Source organism: Haloarchaeobius pelagicus, from assembly GCF_051207375.1.
Classification (GTDB): Archaea; Halobacteriota; Halobacteria; order Halobacteriales; family Natrialbaceae; genus Haloarchaeobius.
This window is the reverse complement of record NZ_JBPJZD010000003.1, coordinates 58583-75337: the sequence shown is the minus strand read 5'-3', so window position 1 is coordinate 75337 and position 16755 is coordinate 58583. Positions and strand designations below refer to the sequence as shown.

Below are 16755 nucleotides of genomic sequence, written 5' to 3'. Positions count from 1 at the left end.
GGTTGGCGGGCGCTCGCAACTCGGTGGAACGACTCCGCAAGCGGAGACCGAACCGGCAAACCCCCAGACGGGCAGAACGGTCAAGAGCACCCGGGCCGATTCACGGGACGACTGATGAGCGCGATTCGAACCGAGAACCTCCGCAAGACCTACGGCGACGTCACCGCGCTCGCCGACCTCTCGCTGGACATCGGCCGCGGCGAACTGTTCGCCGCCCTGGGGCCGAACGGCGCGGGGAAGACGACGACCATCAAGATACTGACTGGGCAACTCGAACCCGATTCGGGGACCGCCTCGGTGCTGGGCCACGACCCGGTCGCGAATCCGGTCGAGACCCGCCGCCACATCGGCATCCTCCCCGAACAGGAGTCGCCGCCGAGTTTCATGACCCCCCGGGAGTACTTCGACTTCGTCGGCACGGTGCGCGACCTCGACCAGGACGTGGTCGACTCGCGCGTCGAAACGTGGGCGAACCGGCTCTCGTTCGGCGAGAAGCTCGACACCCTCAACACGGACCTCTCGCGGGGCCAGCAGCAGAAGGTGATGATAACGCAGGCGTTCCTCCACGAGCCCGAGGTCGTGTTCATCGACGAGCCCCTGGCGAACCTCGACCCCATCGTCCAGGAGCGCACCAAGCGCTTCCTGACGAACTACTGCGATGCGGGCAACACCATCTTCATCTCGACCCACCACATCGAGGTCGCCGAGGAGATCTGTTCCCGCGTGGGTATCGTCTACCGCGGCGAACTCATCGCCGAGCGCCGGCCCGACGAGCTGGACGAGGGCGAGTCCCTGCTGGACACCTTCATGGCGAACGTCGACGACGACGTGGACTGGCAGGAACCGGAGGCGGTGGTCGGTGACGACTAGCCTCGGCCGTCGGCTGTTCGTCGAGATGTTCCGCGAGGAGTGGCGTCTCCACAGCCAGCTGTTCGGCGGCGGCCGGTTCGCCGGCTTCCCGGTGTTCGTCACGGCCATCACCGCGGGGGCGGTGTACCTGCTCACCACCACCGGGACCGCCGTCGGGTCGGTCCTGGCGGGGGTCCACGCACTCGCGTTCTTCTTCGGCCTTCATACGGGAAGCGTCGGCTTCGTCGGCCGCGACGCCATGCGGAACCTGCTCGGCGACATGACGCTCGTGGTGTTCACGGCCCGGACCCTCCCTATCTCCCAGCGCAAGCTCCTGGGCATCTTCCTCGTGAAGGATGCGGTGTACTACGCGCTGCTGTTCCTGCTGCCCATCACGCTCGGGTTCGTCCCGGCAGTCGTGACCGGAGCCGGTATCGGCTGGCTCGCCCTCCCGACGCTCTGGGCCACGACAACGGCGACGTTCGTCCTCGGCGTGGCCGTCACCTTCGCCGCCATCGGCCTCTCGACGCGGGGCGCACCCGGCAAGCTCCTGCTGCTCGGGCTGGCTGCCGCCGCTGGGCTGGCCTACGTCGCCGGCATCGACTTCGTCGCCTACACGCCCTACGGGCTGTTCGACGGCGGGACGGTCGTCGAGGCCGTCGCCGCACTCGCCCCGATTCCGCTCCTGCTCGCCCTCGGTGTCGCGGTGTACGACACCAGCTACGTCACCCCCGCCAGAACCGCGGGCCGGACCTTCCTCACCTGGCAGGACGCGCTCCCCTTCGACGCCGACGGACTCACCGTCAAATCGCTGCTGGACGTGCACCGCTCCTCCGGCGGGTTCGTCAAGGTGCTGTTCTCCGGCGGCGTGCTCTTCGCGGTGAGCGCGTTCCTGCTCGACCTCGCCGAGACCATCACTGGGCTATCGCCCTCGACCGGCGTCTCCTTCGGCGCGATTCTCGGGCTCACTGCCTTCACGACCTACAACTGGGTCACGCAGTTCGACGACGTGGCCGAGTACCAGCTGTATCCAGTCTCCATCGCGGCCGTCTTCCGCGCGAAGTTCCGCGCCTTCCTGGTGCTCGGCGTGCCCACCGGGCTGCTGTACTTCCTCGGGGCCATCGCCTGGCGCGGGGCCAGGGTGGAGGAAGCAGTCGTCGGCCTGCTGCTCCTGCTCGGCCTCGAATGCTACCTGTTCGGGCTGACGGTGTACCTCGCCGGCTTCCAACCCAACGAGTTCCTCTTCGACACCGTGCTGTTCGCCGCGTTCGGCGGTGCAGTCGCCCTGATTCTGGTCCCCGTGCTCGTGGTCGGGCTGGTGCTCGCGCCGGTGAATGTGACCCTGCTGGCCGCACTCGGCGTGGCGAGTGTCGTGGCTGGCGGGCTCGGCATCGCGCTGTACCGGCGGGCGGTGCCGAAGTGGGAACAGCATCACCGGAAGTGACGGGCTGCGCGTGCGAGTGAATCGGCGCTACTCCTGACAATCTCGGGTGATTTTCTCAGTACAGTGCTGAATACAGAGCGCGAGTCGGTCAGGAGGGCGGGGTCACAAACGACCCGATTGGATCGTTTGATACAGAGACTCTATCGGTCAAATATCATCTGTTGTGATTATATGAGTGAAAAACTGCTAGAGGTTTACCATTGGAGCCCTATTGACAGTTATGAACCGCACAGTGAATGGCGACGACTCGCTGAGTTATACCCTCGTGTGTGCTGTCGCTGAGTTTGAAGAATGCTGTCCACTCGCTCTTCCTCCACTTCAGGACACGTTGGATGTGGATGCGCTCGATAGATTGTTCTCCTCAGAGACGGACGAACACTCGAAATTTGCAGGCAATCTCGCGTTCCAATATAGTGATAGCTTCGTTTCGGTTTGGAGCGATAGGTTAGTCACTGTCTCTATTGCCCCATCACGCGGCAACTGAATCAAAACAGACTGTCATCATACCCAGTAGCTCGAGGGCACTGTGCGATCTGCTCACTCGAAAACTGGAGTTGGCCCCGGGCTCGAGACGCCCGGGACACGTGACAGAATACTGACTGAGTCGCCCCTCAACCTACTGCTACATACAACCTCTGGGCCTTGTTTGAACGCGTGATTTCACGGGTGTGAGTCCTCGATGACGCGTTCGATGTTGCGGACGGCGGATTTCATGACAAGCTCACGGAATTGCCCAAACCAGGTTCGCGCACAAAGCGTGTCGCCGTATCTTCTCCGGATTCCGAAAAACACCGATTCAGCGTTCGAACGCTGGTGATACGCTCGATCCTTGATCAGCAGATTTCTCGCCCACCCACGCATTCCAGGGTCGCGCTGCGGAATCAACGGTGTGATATGTTCCGCACGCAACCGCGTGCGAAGTTCCTCCCAGTCATAGCCTTTATCCGCCGCGACAGTACTCAACGCGTCAAGATTCCGGGTTAACACCTTCCAGCCAACCTGTGTATCGTGTGGTTGTTTCATCGAACAGTGTATATCTAGAATCGCGCTAGTCTTACAATCGATGAGCAGCGTCGTCTTCACCGCCTCGAACGTGTAGTCGGTGCGTTTCGCATAGTGCTGGCTGGCCTGAACGCGATCTACGCCGGTTGCGTCGATCGCCTGTACATCACCGAGATCATACAGCTCGACGGTCTGATCGAGAATCGCTCGCCACCTCTTCATCGGAATCGCCTGCTTTCGCGCACACACTGTCGAGAAGTGTGGGACCGTTTCAGGAGTCAAACCGAGTGATTTCGCTACTCTCGGCATCTCTCGGAGAACGTCCATCAGCTTCCGGTACGGATGGCCAAGATACTCTTTCAATCCCTGAACCGCGAGAATTACCCAGTCAGCGTAGCCTTCTTCGCCCGGTTGGTATGCCGGGGCTGGCGGGCCAACGACGGCTTTTTGGGCGAGCGATACAATTCTCTCTGTGAAGCGGGAGGTCTTCGTGTGCACAACGAATCCGTCCCGCTTCACTTCCTAGTAGATTTGGTATCTTCCCCGAGTTCCTAGCGTATCGACACGAGTTCAATCGACTCTACGCTGCTAAAGTTCGAGCGTCTAAACAAGGCCCACGCTCTGTATTCAGCAGGCGATTCCTGACAAGTTTGATTCAGAACACTAGATGAAGCGACAGACCCAACCCTCTACATCTATCACTTTACCACCGCTGACACCTGAACTCGCTCAGGGAATCTCACCGACCGCATCCGGAAGGTCCTCCACCGACTCCCAGGTGAGGACTCGCTCGCCCGCGGCCTCCTCGAGTGCGGCCAGGTGCGAGGCGGCCATCCCATTGTCGTAGTGTTCTCGCATCTCATCTTTCGACCCGTAGACGCGCTTCAGGAGCCAGAGGATGTCACGAATCGTCGTCTGGTAGTGGTAGAGGAAGCCGAGTTCCCAGACGTGGCCGCCGTCGAAGTCCTCGAGAACGCCGACGATGTGGGTGGCCATCTCCGAGAGGATGTCGAACGCGGGCACCCAGAGGTCGATGTCCTCGCCGGTGAAGCCGAAATCTTCGAGGCGGAACGCCGTCGCCCCCGACCGGTCGCCGAGGATGGCACAGACCTGCAGTCGCCGCTCCCCCGGACCGTCCTCGCCGCCACGGCCGACCACCAGGTACCGGGTATCCGACCGTTTGAGCGTCTTGAACTGTTGCCCGTGGAGGCCATTCTTCAACCGTTCGTGCTGCTGTGGCGTGAGTCGAAGTTCGTTGCCGTCGACGAGCTCGTCGGGGTCGACGTTCTCGAGGTACTCCCGATGGGGGTGGTCTGTGGGGTCGTCGGCCATGCTAGGCAAGAGAACAGTTGCAGCACTGAAAGAGGTACTGGTCGATAAATCGGTTGGGGAACCATTTATAGTACCAGTTGAATCTGACGACCTAGTGTTTGATAGTGGTCGAGGTCGTAGGGACGAGTATGCGCCCGGAAGCACAGCAGCCGAACGACAGCGGGGGACGAGGGCTGGGTGACGAGTTCGACACGTGGACAGCGCTCCAGAAGGCGACCGACAAGACGCGAGCGAACCTCATCGCCGACATCGTCGGGCACCCCGAAGGCGCACCGAGCGTGAAGGAACTCGACTACATGAACCCGAGTCTCGAAGCCGACGCGATCCGCCGGCACCTGAAGACGCTCCAGTCGGTCGGCGTGGTCGACGAGCTCGTCGTCGAGCCGGGCGAGCGCATCCGGGGCTACCCGTACAAGTTCTACCGGCTCACCGCCGAGGCTCGTGCCCTGTTCGACCGGAACGACCTGTTCCCGGAGGACGCGTGGCGTCGCCAGTACGCCCGGGTGAAAAAGACCGGCGAGATAACCGAGCTCGAAGAGATGCCGCGGCCGACCACGGACTAGAACAGCCTGCGGTGACCGCGGTTACCGGCCACCCGCCTCGTCGTCGGGCCGGCGCGGTCCATCGTCGTCCATCGGCTCGCCGCCACCCATCGGCCCACCGCCCCCCATCGGGCCGCCTTCACCCATCGGCCAGTCGTCGATGGGGCCACCCTGTCCCATCGGCGGCATCGGACCGCCGGGCCCCATCGGGCGCGGGCCAGGGGCGTTCGGGTCGTAGGGGTCGGGCGTCCCGGGCTGGATGGGAGGCTCCTGGGCGAGACTCATCTCGAACTCGTCGGCCACGTCGAACAGCTGGTCCAGCAGGAACCGGACCTCGGTCGAGATGTCGTGCTCCTCCCGCGGGTCCGCCTCGACGTTGACGATGATGGGGCTGGCGAGTTGCTGGGCCGTCTTCGTCTCCGGGTCGATATGCGAGAAGTGGCACTTGTACCGTCCCAGCTTGACAGCCGTGAGCTCCTCGTTGACGACGATGGGTATCCCCTCCCTCGCCGATTCGGTCGATTTCGCGGTGAAGAGGGCGCGCTGGTCCAGGCCGTCGGTCTCACGGTCGCCCGGAAGGCCCGTGCCGGCGATGGCCGCGATGGTCGCCGGGACGTCGACCGCGTGCACGACCGCGTTGGAGGTCGTCATCGGCGGGATGACGCCGGGCCACTTGGCCACGAACGGTGCCCTGAGTGCACCTTCGAGGGCCGTCCCTGCCGTTCCGCGGAACGGCGCGACGGCCGTCTCGGCGATGTCGACGTCGGTCGGGGCGCTCACGCTCGTCACGACGACGAGGGTCTGCTGGTCGACGCCAGCCTCCTCCAGGGCACGCAGGAGTTGCCCGACGCGGTGGTCGAGTTCCAGCAGGCGGTCAGCCACGGGGCCGTTCCCGGACCCGTCCGCGAAGGCCGGGTGCGGGACGATCGGCTGGGCCAGGCTGGCGAACGCGACCGTCGCGAAGAAGGGCGTGCCAGCTTCGGCGTGCCAGTCGACGAACTCGACGACGCGTTCCGCGATGGTCTCGTCGATAGTCGCGCGGGCCGCCCGGTCGAACGGTTCGACCTCCTTTGGCGTCTCGCCGGCGTCTCCTTCGAGTATCATCGGGGTCGGCATCGTGTCCGCGTCGAACGCCGGGTTCGTCGTGTAGCTCGCGACCTCGGGGCCGTCCGTGATGCCGAACCACTCGTCGAAGCCCTGGTCCGTCGGGAAGCGGCCCTGCTCGTCGCCGAGTTGCCACGTCCCGAAGTAGCCGGTCGCGTAGCCGGCCCCCTTCAGGACGTTCCCGAGAGTCTGCTCCCACTGGGTCAGGCCGACGAGTTCCCCGGGGAAGCCGGAAGCCGAGGTGCCAGACCGAAGCGGATGCCGCCCCGTCAGCAGGGCGGACCGCGTCGCGAGCGCGTTCGATTCGATGTTGAAGTTGGTGAGCTGCAGGCCCGTGCGTGCGATGCTGTCCACGTTTGGCGTCGGTGCGCCTTGCACCGCACCACCCCCGTAGCAGCCGAGCTGGCCGTAGCCGAGTTCGTCCGCCAGCACGAGGAGGACGTTCGACGGTGTCGTCCCGCCGTCGGTGCGCGGGCCGTCGAGTGGTCGTTCTGTGTCGGTCATCCGTGTCGCGTTGAGAGACTGTCGTCCTGTCATAGAGAGATACCCCCGACCGGAGCCCCCAGTGCGCGTGGTGTTGACGCGGCCGGACACCGACACCAGCCCGGGTATCGGACTGGCGACCGGTGTGGCCAGGGGGCGGATGCCCCCGCATGTACTCCAGTAGGTCACCTGTAGCTAGCACTCTGTAGACATATAGCAGATACTGGGTAAGGGCTGAGTTATCACCCTGAGGAACCGTCTTCGGCGGAAGAACGTTTCCGACCGAGGGCCGTGCCTGCTGTCGGTTCGGGTTACGCAGCGGTAGGGCCATAACTGGTCGGATAGTGCACATGTTATCTATCGAGCGGACCTACGGGATAGTGAGGGTGAGGAAATCACCCGACAGGGAGCATCGAACCGGGCCACCAGTCTGCCATACTCTACCACGGCCCGGCGACGCGACCTGTCTGCCAACAGTGCCAGTTCGGCCGGCGCGGTCTGCCACCGCCGCCGGCCCCTTTTTGTCGCTCACGGCGGGGCTACCCCCGCCGACCGACTCCGTTCACCACGTGCTTCGAGCAGCGAGTACGAGCGCGAGACGTCTGTCGAACGCCGGAGCTGGGGCTCGGAGCCATAGAGTTTCGAAAAGCGCCAGATGTGGAAGTGGATCGGCTCACGCGCGCCAACTCGTGAAGCCATCTGAGTCATAGCCGGTTACGGTTAAGTAAGTATTCCGGGACGCAACTGTTGCCCCTTTCCGACGGCGCGGGGGCCAGCGGCCCGTGACAGCCGCCATCGCGGGCCTTCCCGTTCTCAGCGCCTGGAGACCAACCCCCTAAACATAAGCCCCCTTCGGGAGTACCGCCTGATATGTACGAGGTACTGCTCGCAGTCGATTCCGACGAGGAACGTGCACGCGCACAGGCAGAGGCCGTCGCAGACATGCCCGGGAAGGACGAGGTCGCGGTGACACTGTTCCACGTGTTCAAAGACAACCCCGAAGGAGCGTCCGTCTCGCAGTTGAGTACCGTGCGACAGGTTCGAGAGGTACTCGAAGAAGCCGGTATCGAGGCCGAGCTCAGCGAATCGAGCGGGAACGCAGCCATCGAGATCGTCGAACACGCCAAGGAGATCGACGCGGACTGCATCTGCGTGAGCGGGCGGAAGCGCTCGCCGGCCGGGAAAGCACTGTTCGGGTCGACCGCACAGGCCGTGATCCTCGACGCTGAGCGACCGGTCCTCGTGGCACCGCCACAGGACTGATCGCGACTCCGGCACGCCAGAAACGAGACCTCCGATTCTTCTGCGCCGGCTCGTAGCGCGATACAGCCCAGAGAACGCCCAAAACGGTTTTGTGTGCTTTCATCGAAGATTCGGCATCTCTATGGCGGCTACGTCACACGTTCGAGTCCTCGTCGTCTCCACTTCGGACGAGACGGGAGGCATGCTCGACCGTCGCCTCACAGCCGCAGGGTTCGACACAGCGGTCTATCCCGCCGATTCGATACCCGACACCACCCCAGACGTGGTCGTCCTCCCCGACGATGGCACCAGCGACCCGAACGCGCTCCTGGCCGCCCTCCCGACGAGAGTCACCGACGAAGTTCCCGTCGTGGTCTGGTCACCGGAGCGCGGCGATAGCCGCGCTGTCTCCCTGTTCCGGGCCGGTGCGGCGGACTGTGTGACCGGGGCTGACGACCAGGGTCTCGCAGAACTCACGGAACGCGTCGCGGCCGTCGTCGACCAGCAGGACGAACCAGCCCGGGGCGGAGAGCGGGTGGCGACCGCCGAAGACAGCATCTGGAACCACATCCCCGAGATGGTGTACGCGCTCGATTCGGACGGGCGGGTCGTGCTGGCGACACCCCGCCTCCTCGACCGACTCGGCTACCGCCGGGAGACGCTCGTGGGGACGCACGTCAGCGTCGTGCTGGCCGACGAGAACGTCGAGACCGGGGGCGAACAGATACGGAACCTCCTCGCGTCCGACGACCGAGACACGGCCCAGTATCGCACGAAACTCCGGACCAGACAGGGCCAGACGTTCCCCGCAGAGATCGAGGTCACGCTCCGCATGAGCGGGTCGGAGTTCGTCGGGACGGTCGGTGTCGTCAGGGACCTGAGTGAACTCGCAGCCACCGAGGAACGGCTGGCGGCCGAACGCGACCGTGTCTCGCACCTGTTCGAGACGATACCGGACGCCATCGTGGAGGCCGAGATCGAGGACGGGACACCCATCGTCCGTCGGGTGAACCCGGGGTTCGAGGAGACGTTCGGCTGGGACGCCGAGGCCGTCATCGGCGAGTCGCTGAACGACTACGTCCTTCCCGACGAGGACACAGACGTGGGTCGTCAGCTCGACGAGCGCGCCGAACGTGGGCTGGTCAATCAGCGCCGGGTCGTCCGGCGAACGGCGACCGGTGAGCGCCAGTTCCTCTTCCGCGGCGTCCCGTACCGCGAAACCGACGATGGCACCCTCGCGTTCGGCGTCTACACCGACGTGACCGAGCAGGTCGACCGTGAGCGCCGGCTCCAGGTCCTCCACCGCATCCTCCGCCACAACCTCCGGAACAAGATGACGGTCATCAGCGGGTACGCCGAGACGCTCACCCGGACGCTGGACGGCGAGGAACGGGCCTACGCCCAGTCCCTCCTCAACGCCGCCGATACCGTCGTCGAACTCACGCAGAAGGCCCAGGTCCTCGAGCGACTCTCGGAGACCGACGGGAGCCCGACGGTCGATGTGACGGCCGCGGCCGAGTCCGTCCTCCAGACGGTCGAGCGCAGATACGCCAACGTCGACGTCCAGTTCGACGGGCCGGAGACGGCCCACGTGTACGCCCACCCGCAGCTGGAAGTCGCGCTGATGAACGTCGTCGAGAACGCGGTCGAACACAACAGAGCCGACACACCGACGGTGGTCGTCGAGGTCGAGCTCTCGGGGGAGGTGGCCGACGTGACCGTGGCCGACGACGGCCCCGGCATTCCCGAGCAGGAACTCGCGGTCGTCCTCGGTGAACGGGAGATAACGCAGCTCGAACACGCCAGCGGCCTCGGTCTCTGGCTCGTTCGACACATCGTCGCCGCGTCGGGCGGGAGCGTGACGTTCGCCGAGTCCGACCTCGGCGGAAGCGCGGTGACCATGCATCTGCCGGCAGTACAGCAGCGAACGTAGGGGGCGAATCGTCGGAGGAGGGCCGAACCGTCAGCGGGGGTTCTCCCCGGCTCAGGCTTCCTGCAGGTCGACACACGGTTCGAAACCGCCGCCGATGACCGTGTCCTCGTCGACCGCCCGGTCGCGGTAGGCATCGCGTTCGTGCGCCGTCAGGAGTTCCCAGCGCTGGCTGAGGCGGCGCTGCATCGTGGAGCACGACCCGTACTCGTCGAGGATGAGTTCCTCGCCGAGGGCGACCGCGACCGCCGCACTCGTCGTCCTGGCGAGACAGGCATCCCGGGCGACGGGCTGGTTCACGCCCGTCTCCTGGTCACACGAGACCGCGACCCGGCTCGCCAGCTGCTCGCGGAGCCAGACCTCGCGGCCCGTGAGCGGGAGGCGCTCGACCGCGACGCGGGGGTCACAGGTCCACACTGGGAACTGCGGGGCGTTCTCGTACTGCGTCCCGAACGCGCCGATGTCCTCGGGGCAGTCCGTCGTGAGCAGGTCGTAACACGGCTCACACACCGCCACGAGGTTGTCGAGCGTCCATTCGTCGCCGCGGCCGGTCACCATGGCGAGCGAGTAGAGGTACCCGACCTCCAGCTCCTGTGTCGTGCTGTCGCCGATGCGGCAGGCACAGCGCCCACAGCGGTGCCCGTAGAAGTCGAGCATCGCGGCGCGGCGCTGGCCGTAGTCGGGCGGGGCGTCCTCCTTGCCGGTCCGGGGGTCGGTCAGTCCCGCGTCGAACTCGCGGTCGATGTCGTACTCGTGGTACAGATGCGTGCGGTCGTCGACGAGGTGGGCGACGTTGTAGTGTGCCTGTGCCGGGTCCGGGTCGAACGTGAATTCGGTCATCGTGGATATGGATGTGTGACTGGGCGGTCGACAGGCGATGCGGCCATCTGTGCGGCAGGCGGCACGCGGCACTCTGGAAGCGAGGGCCGAGTGACGGCAGCGCAGACAGCCGGCTGTCAGGGAGTCGACGACAGCCGGCGTTACGGAGCCGACGTTAGCAGGAGAGCGGCGTACCCGTGACTCCAGTGGAGGCTTCGTCACCGTGTGCGGCGTACCGGTGGTCACCGCCAGTGCGGGCCTCGTTGCCCACAGTGTGAGTCCGGGTCATGTACCTCTACGTTTCTGCCGCGGTATCTTAATTTTACCGGTTATCGAGAAACATCCACACCATATAAGTAGGATTACTTACGGGGCCGCGGCGCAGCCCGGCCCACGACCGGGCGAAAGAAACAAGTAAATCGTTGTCTAGTTGAGACCATGCGAGAAGCAGTCATCGTGGACGCGGTTCGGACGCCGTTCGGCAAGCGCGACGGCGCGTTCCGCGACACACACCCACAGGACCTGGCGGCCGCACCCCTGCGAGCGCTCGCCGAGCGCAACGACCTCGACACCGACCTGGTCGAGGACGTGATACTGGGCTGTGTCACCCCGAAGGGCGACCAGGGGTCGAATATCGCCAGAATCGCCCCGCTGGTCGCCGGCTGGAGCGACGAGGTCGACCCAGACGCCGGCCCCGGTGCGTCCTACGAAGGTCGCCACGGAGCCCCCGGCGTCCAGCTCAACCGGATGTGCGGGTCCGGCCAACAAGCGATCAACTTCGCCGCCGGGCAAGTGAGAGCGGGCTTCCAGGACGTGGTCGTCGCGGGCGGCGTCGAGCACATGACGCGCGAGCCGATGGGGACCGACGGCGGCTCGATGACGGAGACCTACTTCGAGGAGTACGAGGAGCTGATTCCCCAGGGCGAAAGCGCCGAGCGAATCGCCGAGACGTGGGGCTTTTCGAGACAGGACCTCGACGAGATTGCGGTGGATTCCCAGTCGCGCTGGGGCGAAGCGTGGGACGAGGGCAAGTACGACTCGCAGATTGTCCCGGTCGAGACCGAACTCGACGGCGAGGAGATCACCGTCGAGAAGGACGGCCATCCGCGGCCCGGGACCGACGTGGAAACGCTCGAAGGAATTCCACTCGCCTTCCGCGAGGAGGGCGAGGGCGTCGTCCACGCCGGCAACTCCTCTGGCATCGTGGATGGGGCCTCCGCCACGCTCATCTGCTCGGCCGAGATGGCGGAAGAACAGGGCTGGGAGCCGATGGCCCGCATCGTCCAGACCGAGGTCTGCGCGGTCGACCCCGTGATGATGCTGACAGGCCCGATTCCGGCGACGAAGAACGTCCTCGAGAAGGCCGACATGACCGTCGACGACATCGACCTGTTCGAGGTGAACGAGGCCTTCGCCAGCGTCGTCGCGGCCTGGCTCGAAGAGACCGGCGCGCCGTGGGACCGGACGAACGTCAACGGCGGGGCCATCGCGCACGGCCACCCGCTCGGGTCGACCGGCTCCGCGCTGATTACGAAGCTGGTTCACGAGATGGAGCGGACCGGCGCAGAGACCGCGCTCTCGACCATGTGCATCGGGTTCGGGCAGGGTATCGCGACGATTCTGGAGCGGGTAGAGTAACGCTCGCTTACCGCTACTCCCACCCTTTTGGTCGCCCGCCGAGGACTCGGGCGTATGGACTACCGACGACTCGGCTCGACAGGGACCAGCGTTTCGGAACTGTGTTTCGGCACCTGGCGCTTCGGCCGGGAGACCGGCGGCGTCCTCGAGACCGACCGCGAGGAGGCACACGAACTGCTCGATACCTTCGAGGCCCACGGCGGGAACTTCATCGATACCGCGAACGTCTACGGGAACCCGAACGGGACGAGCGAGGAGTACATCGGTGACTGGCTGGCCGAGCGCGACCGTGACGACTTCGTCGTCGCCTCGAAGGTCTACTTCCCCTTCGACGGCTGGGGCGAACCGGGACCGAACGACGCCGGCCTCGGCCGGAAGCACATCCGGAGCCAGATAGAGGGGACGCTGGACCGCCTCGGAACCGACTACCTCGACGTGTACTACATCCACCGCTGGGACGACGAGACACCAATCGAGGAGACCCTCGAGACGCTCACCCAGCTCGTCGAGGACGGGACGGTGAACTACCTCGGGGCGTCGACGATGGCCGCCTGGCAGTTGACCAAGGCGCTCTGGAAGTCCGACGTCGAAGGGCTCGAACGGTTCGAGGTGACCCAGCCGCTGTTCCACGCCGCCTACCGGGACGACGTGGCCGACTACCTCGACGTGTGCGCGGACCAGGACGTCGCCGTCTGCCCCTACTCGCCGCTGGCCGGCGGCTTCCTCACGGGCAAGTACAAACGCGCCGACCCGGACGACCCGACGAAGGTGGAAGCACCCGATGGCTCGCGGGGGAGCTTCGACGAACGGTTCTCGAACTTCTACCTCTCGGCACGCGGCTGGGAGGTCCTCGACGCCATCCGGGGCGTCGCCGACGAGGTGGACGCGACCCCCGCCCAGGTGGCCCTCCGCTGGCTGATGGACCAGGAGGAGTTCACCTGCATCCCCATCGTCGGGGCGCGGACGACCGAGCAGCTGGAGGAGAACGTTGGTGCGACCGAGGTCACACTCGACGCGGACCAGTTCGAACGCATCTCGGCGGCCCGGTACGACGAGGACGGCAACCGCTGGGGTCACCGCGACTGAGCCCCGCCGGGGAACACCGCACTTTTCCCGCGGCTTCACCACCAGCCTCGTATGGGAACCATCGATTCGCTGCCGTCGCGGCCACTGACGGGTGACGAGGTGCAGTCGCTGGCCGAGCAGGACGCCGAGCTGACCGTCGTCCCCGGGAACTACGTGCCCGAGATCGACCGCGTCTTCGCGCTGTTCTTCATCTACTCGGGGAAGGGCCACGCCGTCGGCTTCGACCCCGAGACCGAGGAGTGGACCATCGTCGAGAGCGTCGACGAGGGGACCGAGAACGGCTTTACGGTCCTCCAGAAGGCCATCGCCGAGTGGGGGAAAGAGACCTACGAAGACGAGTTCATGCAGGGCGGCGCGACGGTCGACTTCGACGACGAGGAGGCCGTCGTCGACGACATCGAAGAACTCTGAACTGGCTTCAGGCGAGGTCGGCTTTCTCGAACGCCCGGTAGCCGACGAGCAGGGGGACCGCCGACCACGCAGCCAGGAGCCCGAGCAGGAACCACGGTTCGAGGTAGAACGGGAACGCACCAGCCACGAGTGCGGGAAGTCCGGGCACGCCGGCTTCCGAACTGACCACGGCCGTCACCAGCGACCCGTACGCGCCGGTCGGACTCAGGCTCTGCAGGAGGAGGAACCAGCCCGGGAGCGGTGCGGTCGGCGCCGACCCCTCGACGAGCATGTAGGTCCCCTGGGGGACGAAATCCCAGAACAGCGTCAGGACGAGGTAGACCGCGATGGAGCCGGTCATGGCCCGTGAGCGCGTCGCGCTCAGGGCTGAGAGGCCGACCGCGATGGCGACGAACACCGCCCCCAGCAGCGCCGTGAGTGCCAGGGTCGCCGCGAACGCGACCACTGGGAGCGACCCGTAGACGAGCAGCGTGACGACGCCGGAGACCGCGTAGCCAGCCGAGACGCCGACTATCACGAGCGCCGCCCGGCCGAGGAACTTCCCCGCGACGACCTCGGCGCGGGAGGGTGGGAACCCGAGCAGGACCTTCACGCTCCCGGACTCGCGTTCGCCCGCGATGGCGAGGTAGGCGGCGACGAGTGCCACGATGGGCACGAGCAGGGTCGCCAGCTCGGTCGCGCCGTTGATGCCCGCGAGGGCGTCGGCCTCGACACCAGGGACGAACTGGAGCATCGCGGCCGCGAACGAGGTCAACACCGCCACCAGTCCGATGATTCCCCAGAGCAGCCGGGAGCGAACGCTGTCGTCGACTTCCTTCCGGGCGATGGTGGTGACTCGGGAGGGCGTCATTGCGGTGCCTCCATGGGTTCCGAGGCGGTCGGTGGGGCGTCACCAGTGTACGTCGTGAACAGCTCCTCGAGCGTGGCCTCGGTGGTGCCGAACTCCTGAACTGCGGCCCCGGCCGCTCGGACCTCGTCGAGGACCGCGAGCTTCGCCTGCGGGGTCCGACAGTTGACTTCGATTGTCTGGCCGTCGGTGTGGACCGTGGTCACGCCCTCGATACTCGTCAGGTCCAGCCCCTCGGGGAGCCGGTCGAGCGTGACGCTGATGACCGAACCCGTCTCCAGCGTGTCCCGCAACCCGTCGATGGTGTCGACGGCGACGAGTTTCCCCCTGTTGAGGATGCCGACGCGGTCACAGACCGCCTCCACCTGCGGGAGGATGTGACTGGAGAAGAACACCGTCCCGCCCGACGCGGCGTGCTCCTGGGCGATGTTCCTGACGAGCCGGACCCCGTTCGGGTCGAGGCCGCTGGAGGGTTCGTCGAGCACGAGGAGGTCGGGGTCACCCACGAGGGCGAGCGCGAGCGCGATGCGCTGGGTCATCCCCTTCGAGTAGCCGCCGACGGGTCGCTCGGCGGCCGCGGCGTCGAGTTTGACCCGGTCGAGCAAATCGTCGGGGTCGTCGTCGGCTCCCTTCAGGTCGATGGCGAACTCCAGGTGTCGCCGGGCCGAGAGTCGGTCGTAAAGCCCGTACCCGTCGGGGAGGATGCCGACGCGCTCGTGGACCGCCTGCGTCTCGGTCTGTGCGTCGTACCCGAGGACCGTCGCCGACCCGCTCGAGGGCCGGACGTAGTCCATGAGCATGTCGATGGTCGTCGATTTCCCGGCCCCGTTCGGGCCGAGGAAGCCGAACACTTCGCCCTCCTCGACGGTCAGGTCGAGGTCGTCGACCGCGACGACGGACTCGCCGTATCGCTTGGTGAGGTTCGTCGTCTGTATCGCTGCCATACCGGGACTGCGCCGCGACCGGGGATAAATATTATCATAGATTTGATAATATAACAGGGCAGTAACTAAACCGCGTTTTAGTCATCGAGTTGACTCGATGGCGCTGCCTGCGCCGGGTCCCGAGACAACCCCTGCGAGTCGTCCAGAATCTCGACGTCCAGCGTGGCGTCGAGGCCAACCAGCAGCGACTCTTCGGCGTCAGGGAGCCGGACCCGGACCTCGGCCGCGAACGGGTCTCGCTCGGTGACGGTCATCTCCCACGAATCGGTGTGTCCCAGCAACTCCCACAGCGGAATCTCGGTCGCGTCGACACCGTGACGCCAGTAGAGCGCCAGCACGGCCGGGTGGTAGAGCAGCCGCAACTCGACCGGCGCGAACACCTGGAGGTCACAGGTTCGACACCGGGAGATGGCCATCTCGTAGGTGCCGCAGTCGTCCGCGACCTGTTCGATGTCGAGCGCCATCGCACCCCCGCAGCTGTTGCAGATACCGTCGAGGGCCATCTCGTACTCGTGGCGGACTCGGTGGTCGCAGGCGTGGAGTATCGCGTCCGAGCCGTCGACACTGGACTGGCCCGGGGGCAGGTCGAACCTGACGACGCTGGTGGCACAATCGGGACAGGAGAGGACGACGAGTGTCCCATCCAGTGCAGCGTCGAGGGCGGTCCAGCCGCAGTTCGGGCAGTGGCCGTCGACGCTCGTCGGCTCGAATTCGGGGTTCGACTCGTACGACCCGGCCCGGACCGCGCGGACCACCCGGTCTCCCGCCGCAGTGAGTCGATACCCCGTGTCGGTCTTGCTGACGAAGTGGGGCGCGAGCCGTGAGAGGTGATAGGAGAAACTGGGCGTGTTGTCGGCGTCGACGCGGTCGTAGAGGGCGGAGAAGCTGACGACGGGCTCGCCGTCGGCGTCGGCCCTGGCGAGTTCGTCGAGGATGGCCAGCCGCAACTCGCTGCTCAGGACCTCGAACGCGGTCTCGGTCGACGGGTCGTCGCTTGGAGGCATTCGGTCGGTGGCGGTACGAGACGGAGAGAGAAAACGTTCCGGGGCGTCGTGTCGCCGGGAGTGACAACGAAAGGTCAA

16 protein-coding genes are annotated in these 16755 nt (G+C 65.6%); 9 read left to right on the top strand and 7 right to left on the bottom strand.

The window, feature by feature from the left end:
• Positions 1–114: 114 nt before the first annotated feature.
• The 3 genes from ACSC1S_RS18605 to ACSC1S_RS18595 all read left to right on the top strand — a co-directional run bounded on the left by ACSC1S_RS18605 (position 115) and on the right by ACSC1S_RS18595 (position 2777).
• Positions 115–870 carry an ABC transporter ATP-binding protein gene (locus tag ACSC1S_RS18605; protein ID WP_435320606.1) on the top strand — a complete coding sequence of 252 codons (756 nt, stop codon included), beginning with the start codon at positions 115–117 and terminating at the stop codon, positions 868–870.
• Entirely contained in the window at positions 860–2293 is a 1434-nt protein-coding gene (locus ACSC1S_RS18600) for a hypothetical protein (RefSeq protein ID WP_435365597.1), read from the top strand. Before ACSC1S_RS18605 ends, ACSC1S_RS18600 begins: the two co-directional genes overlap by 11 nt.
• 220 nt (positions 2294–2513) lie before the next feature.
• Positions 2514–2777, top strand: coding sequence for a HalOD1 output domain-containing protein (locus ACSC1S_RS18595; protein ID WP_435365596.1), 264 nt, complete (start codon positions 2514–2516; stop codon positions 2775–2777).
• A gap of 176 nt (positions 2778–2953) precedes the next feature.
• Here the strand turns inward: ACSC1S_RS18595 and ACSC1S_RS18590 are convergent, their stop codons facing one another.
• Both ACSC1S_RS18590 and ACSC1S_RS18585 read right to left on the bottom strand, forming a co-directional pair.
• Entirely contained in the window at positions 2954–3814 is an 861-nt protein-coding gene (locus ACSC1S_RS18590; protein WP_435365595.1) for an IS5 family transposase, read from the bottom strand.
• Between the two features lie 210 nt (positions 3815–4024).
• Positions 4025–4627 (bottom strand): aminopeptidase, encoded by a 603-nt coding sequence (locus tag ACSC1S_RS18585; protein WP_435365594.1) that lies wholly within the window; start codon positions 4625–4627, stop codon positions 4025–4027.
• A 128-nt stretch (positions 4628–4755) separates the two neighbouring features.
• Here ACSC1S_RS18585 and ACSC1S_RS18580 point away from each other — a divergent pair, with 128 nt between their 5' ends.
• The gene (locus ACSC1S_RS18580) at positions 4756–5190 is read left to right on the top strand and encodes a helix-turn-helix domain-containing protein (protein ID WP_435320601.1); all 435 of its coding nucleotides are present in this window, start codon (positions 4756–4758) and stop codon (positions 5188–5190) included.
• Between the two features lie 21 nt (positions 5191–5211).
• Here ACSC1S_RS18580 and ACSC1S_RS18575 read toward each other — a convergent pair whose 3' ends face one another.
• A complete protein-coding gene (locus ACSC1S_RS18575) occupies positions 5212–6810 on the bottom strand; it encodes a sulfatase-like hydrolase/transferase (protein ID WP_435365593.1) in 1599 nt (532 codons plus the stop codon).
• A gap of 816 nt (positions 6811–7626) precedes the next feature.
• On the opposite strand from ACSC1S_RS18575, the gene ACSC1S_RS18570 reads away from it, so the two are divergent.
• Both ACSC1S_RS18570 and ACSC1S_RS18565 read left to right on the top strand, forming a co-directional pair.
• Complete coding sequence (locus tag ACSC1S_RS18570) at positions 7627–8019, top strand: universal stress protein (RefSeq protein WP_435365592.1); 393 nt, start codon at positions 7627–7629, stop codon at positions 8017–8019.
• Positions 8020–8140: 121 nt separating this feature from the next.
• Complete coding sequence (locus ACSC1S_RS18565; protein ID WP_435365591.1) at positions 8141–9931, top strand: PAS domain S-box protein; 1791 nt, start codon at positions 8141–8143, stop codon at positions 9929–9931.
• A 51-nt stretch (positions 9932–9982) separates the two neighbouring features.
• Here the strand turns inward: ACSC1S_RS18565 and ACSC1S_RS18560 are convergent, their stop codons facing one another.
• The gene (locus ACSC1S_RS18560) at positions 9983–10768 is read right to left on the bottom strand and encodes a hypothetical protein (protein WP_435365590.1); all 786 of its coding nucleotides are present in this window, start codon (positions 10766–10768) and stop codon (positions 9983–9985) included.
• Between the two features lie 417 nt (positions 10769–11185).
• Here ACSC1S_RS18560 and ACSC1S_RS18555 point away from each other — a divergent pair, with 417 nt between their 5' ends.
• From ACSC1S_RS18555 to ACSC1S_RS18545, 3 genes are read left to right on the top strand one after another with little or no spacing between them, the layout of a single operon-like run.
• Entirely contained in the window at positions 11186–12385 is a 1200-nt protein-coding gene (locus tag ACSC1S_RS18555; RefSeq protein ID WP_435365589.1) for a thiolase family protein, read from the top strand.
• A gap of 54 nt (positions 12386–12439) precedes the next feature.
• On the top strand, positions 12440–13471 hold the full coding sequence (locus ACSC1S_RS18550; protein ID WP_435365588.1) for an aldo/keto reductase: 1032 nt from the start codon (positions 12440–12442) through the stop codon (positions 13469–13471).
• 51 nt (positions 13472–13522) lie between these two features.
• A complete protein-coding gene (locus ACSC1S_RS18545) occupies positions 13523–13882 on the top strand; it encodes a DUF7964 domain-containing protein (protein ID WP_435365587.1) in 360 nt (119 codons plus the stop codon).
• Between the two features lie 7 nt (positions 13883–13889).
• Here ACSC1S_RS18545 and ACSC1S_RS18540 read toward each other — a convergent pair whose 3' ends face one another.
• The 3 genes from ACSC1S_RS18540 to ACSC1S_RS18530 all read right to left on the bottom strand — a co-directional run bounded on the left by ACSC1S_RS18540 (position 13890) and on the right by ACSC1S_RS18530 (position 16677).
• Positions 13890–14732 (bottom strand): ABC transporter permease subunit, encoded by an 843-nt coding sequence (locus ACSC1S_RS18540; protein WP_435365586.1) that lies wholly within the window; start codon positions 14730–14732, stop codon positions 13890–13892.
• Complete coding sequence (locus ACSC1S_RS18535) at positions 14729–15673, bottom strand: ABC transporter ATP-binding protein (RefSeq protein WP_435365585.1); 945 nt, start codon at positions 15671–15673, stop codon at positions 14729–14731. Before ACSC1S_RS18535 ends, ACSC1S_RS18540 begins: the two co-directional genes overlap by 4 nt.
• A gap of 77 nt (positions 15674–15750) precedes the next feature.
• Positions 15751–16677 (bottom strand): DUF7351 domain-containing protein, encoded by a 927-nt coding sequence (locus ACSC1S_RS18530; protein ID WP_435365584.1) that lies wholly within the window; start codon positions 16675–16677, stop codon positions 15751–15753.
• Positions 16678–16755 lie beyond the last annotated feature (78 nt).

Bases quoted from the DNA above. Each gene is read 5' to 3' on its own strand.
- ACSC1S_RS18605 (WP_435320606.1), top strand. From the start codon at position 115: ATGAGCGCGATTCGAACCGAGAACCTCCGCAAGACCTACGGCGACGTC.
- ACSC1S_RS18595 (WP_435365596.1), top strand. From the start codon at position 2,514: ATGAACCGCACAGTGAATGGCGACGACTCGCTGAGTTATACCCTCGTG.
- ACSC1S_RS18585 (WP_435365594.1), bottom strand. From the start codon at position 4,627: ATGGCCGACGACCCCACAGACCACCCCCATCGGGAGTACCTCGAGAAC.
- ACSC1S_RS18580 (WP_435320601.1), top strand. From the start codon at position 4,756: ATGCGCCCGGAAGCACAGCAGCCGAACGACAGCGGGGGACGAGGGCTG.
- ACSC1S_RS18575 (WP_435365593.1), bottom strand. From the start codon at position 6,810: ATGACAGGACGACAGTCTCTCAACGCGACACGGATGACCGACACAGAA.
- ACSC1S_RS18570 (WP_435365592.1), top strand. From the start codon at position 7,627: ATGTACGAGGTACTGCTCGCAGTCGATTCCGACGAGGAACGTGCACGC.
- ACSC1S_RS18565 (WP_435365591.1), top strand. From the start codon at position 8,141: ATGGCGGCTACGTCACACGTTCGAGTCCTCGTCGTCTCCACTTCGGAC.
- ACSC1S_RS18560 (WP_435365590.1), bottom strand. From the start codon at position 10,768: ATGACCGAATTCACGTTCGACCCGGACCCGGCACAGGCACACTACAAC.
- ACSC1S_RS18555 (WP_435365589.1), top strand. From the start codon at position 11,186: ATGCGAGAAGCAGTCATCGTGGACGCGGTTCGGACGCCGTTCGGCAAG.
- ACSC1S_RS18550 (WP_435365588.1), top strand. From the start codon at position 12,440: ATGGACTACCGACGACTCGGCTCGACAGGGACCAGCGTTTCGGAACTG.
- ACSC1S_RS18545 (WP_435365587.1), top strand. From the start codon at position 13,523: ATGGGAACCATCGATTCGCTGCCGTCGCGGCCACTGACGGGTGACGAG.
- ACSC1S_RS18540 (WP_435365586.1), bottom strand. From the start codon at position 14,732: ATGACGCCCTCCCGAGTCACCACCATCGCCCGGAAGGAAGTCGACGAC.
- ACSC1S_RS18535 (WP_435365585.1), bottom strand. From the start codon at position 15,673: ATGGCAGCGATACAGACGACGAACCTCACCAAGCGATACGGCGAGTCC.
- ACSC1S_RS18530 (WP_435365584.1), bottom strand. From the start codon at position 16,677: ATGCCTCCAAGCGACGACCCGTCGACCGAGACCGCGTTCGAGGTCCTG.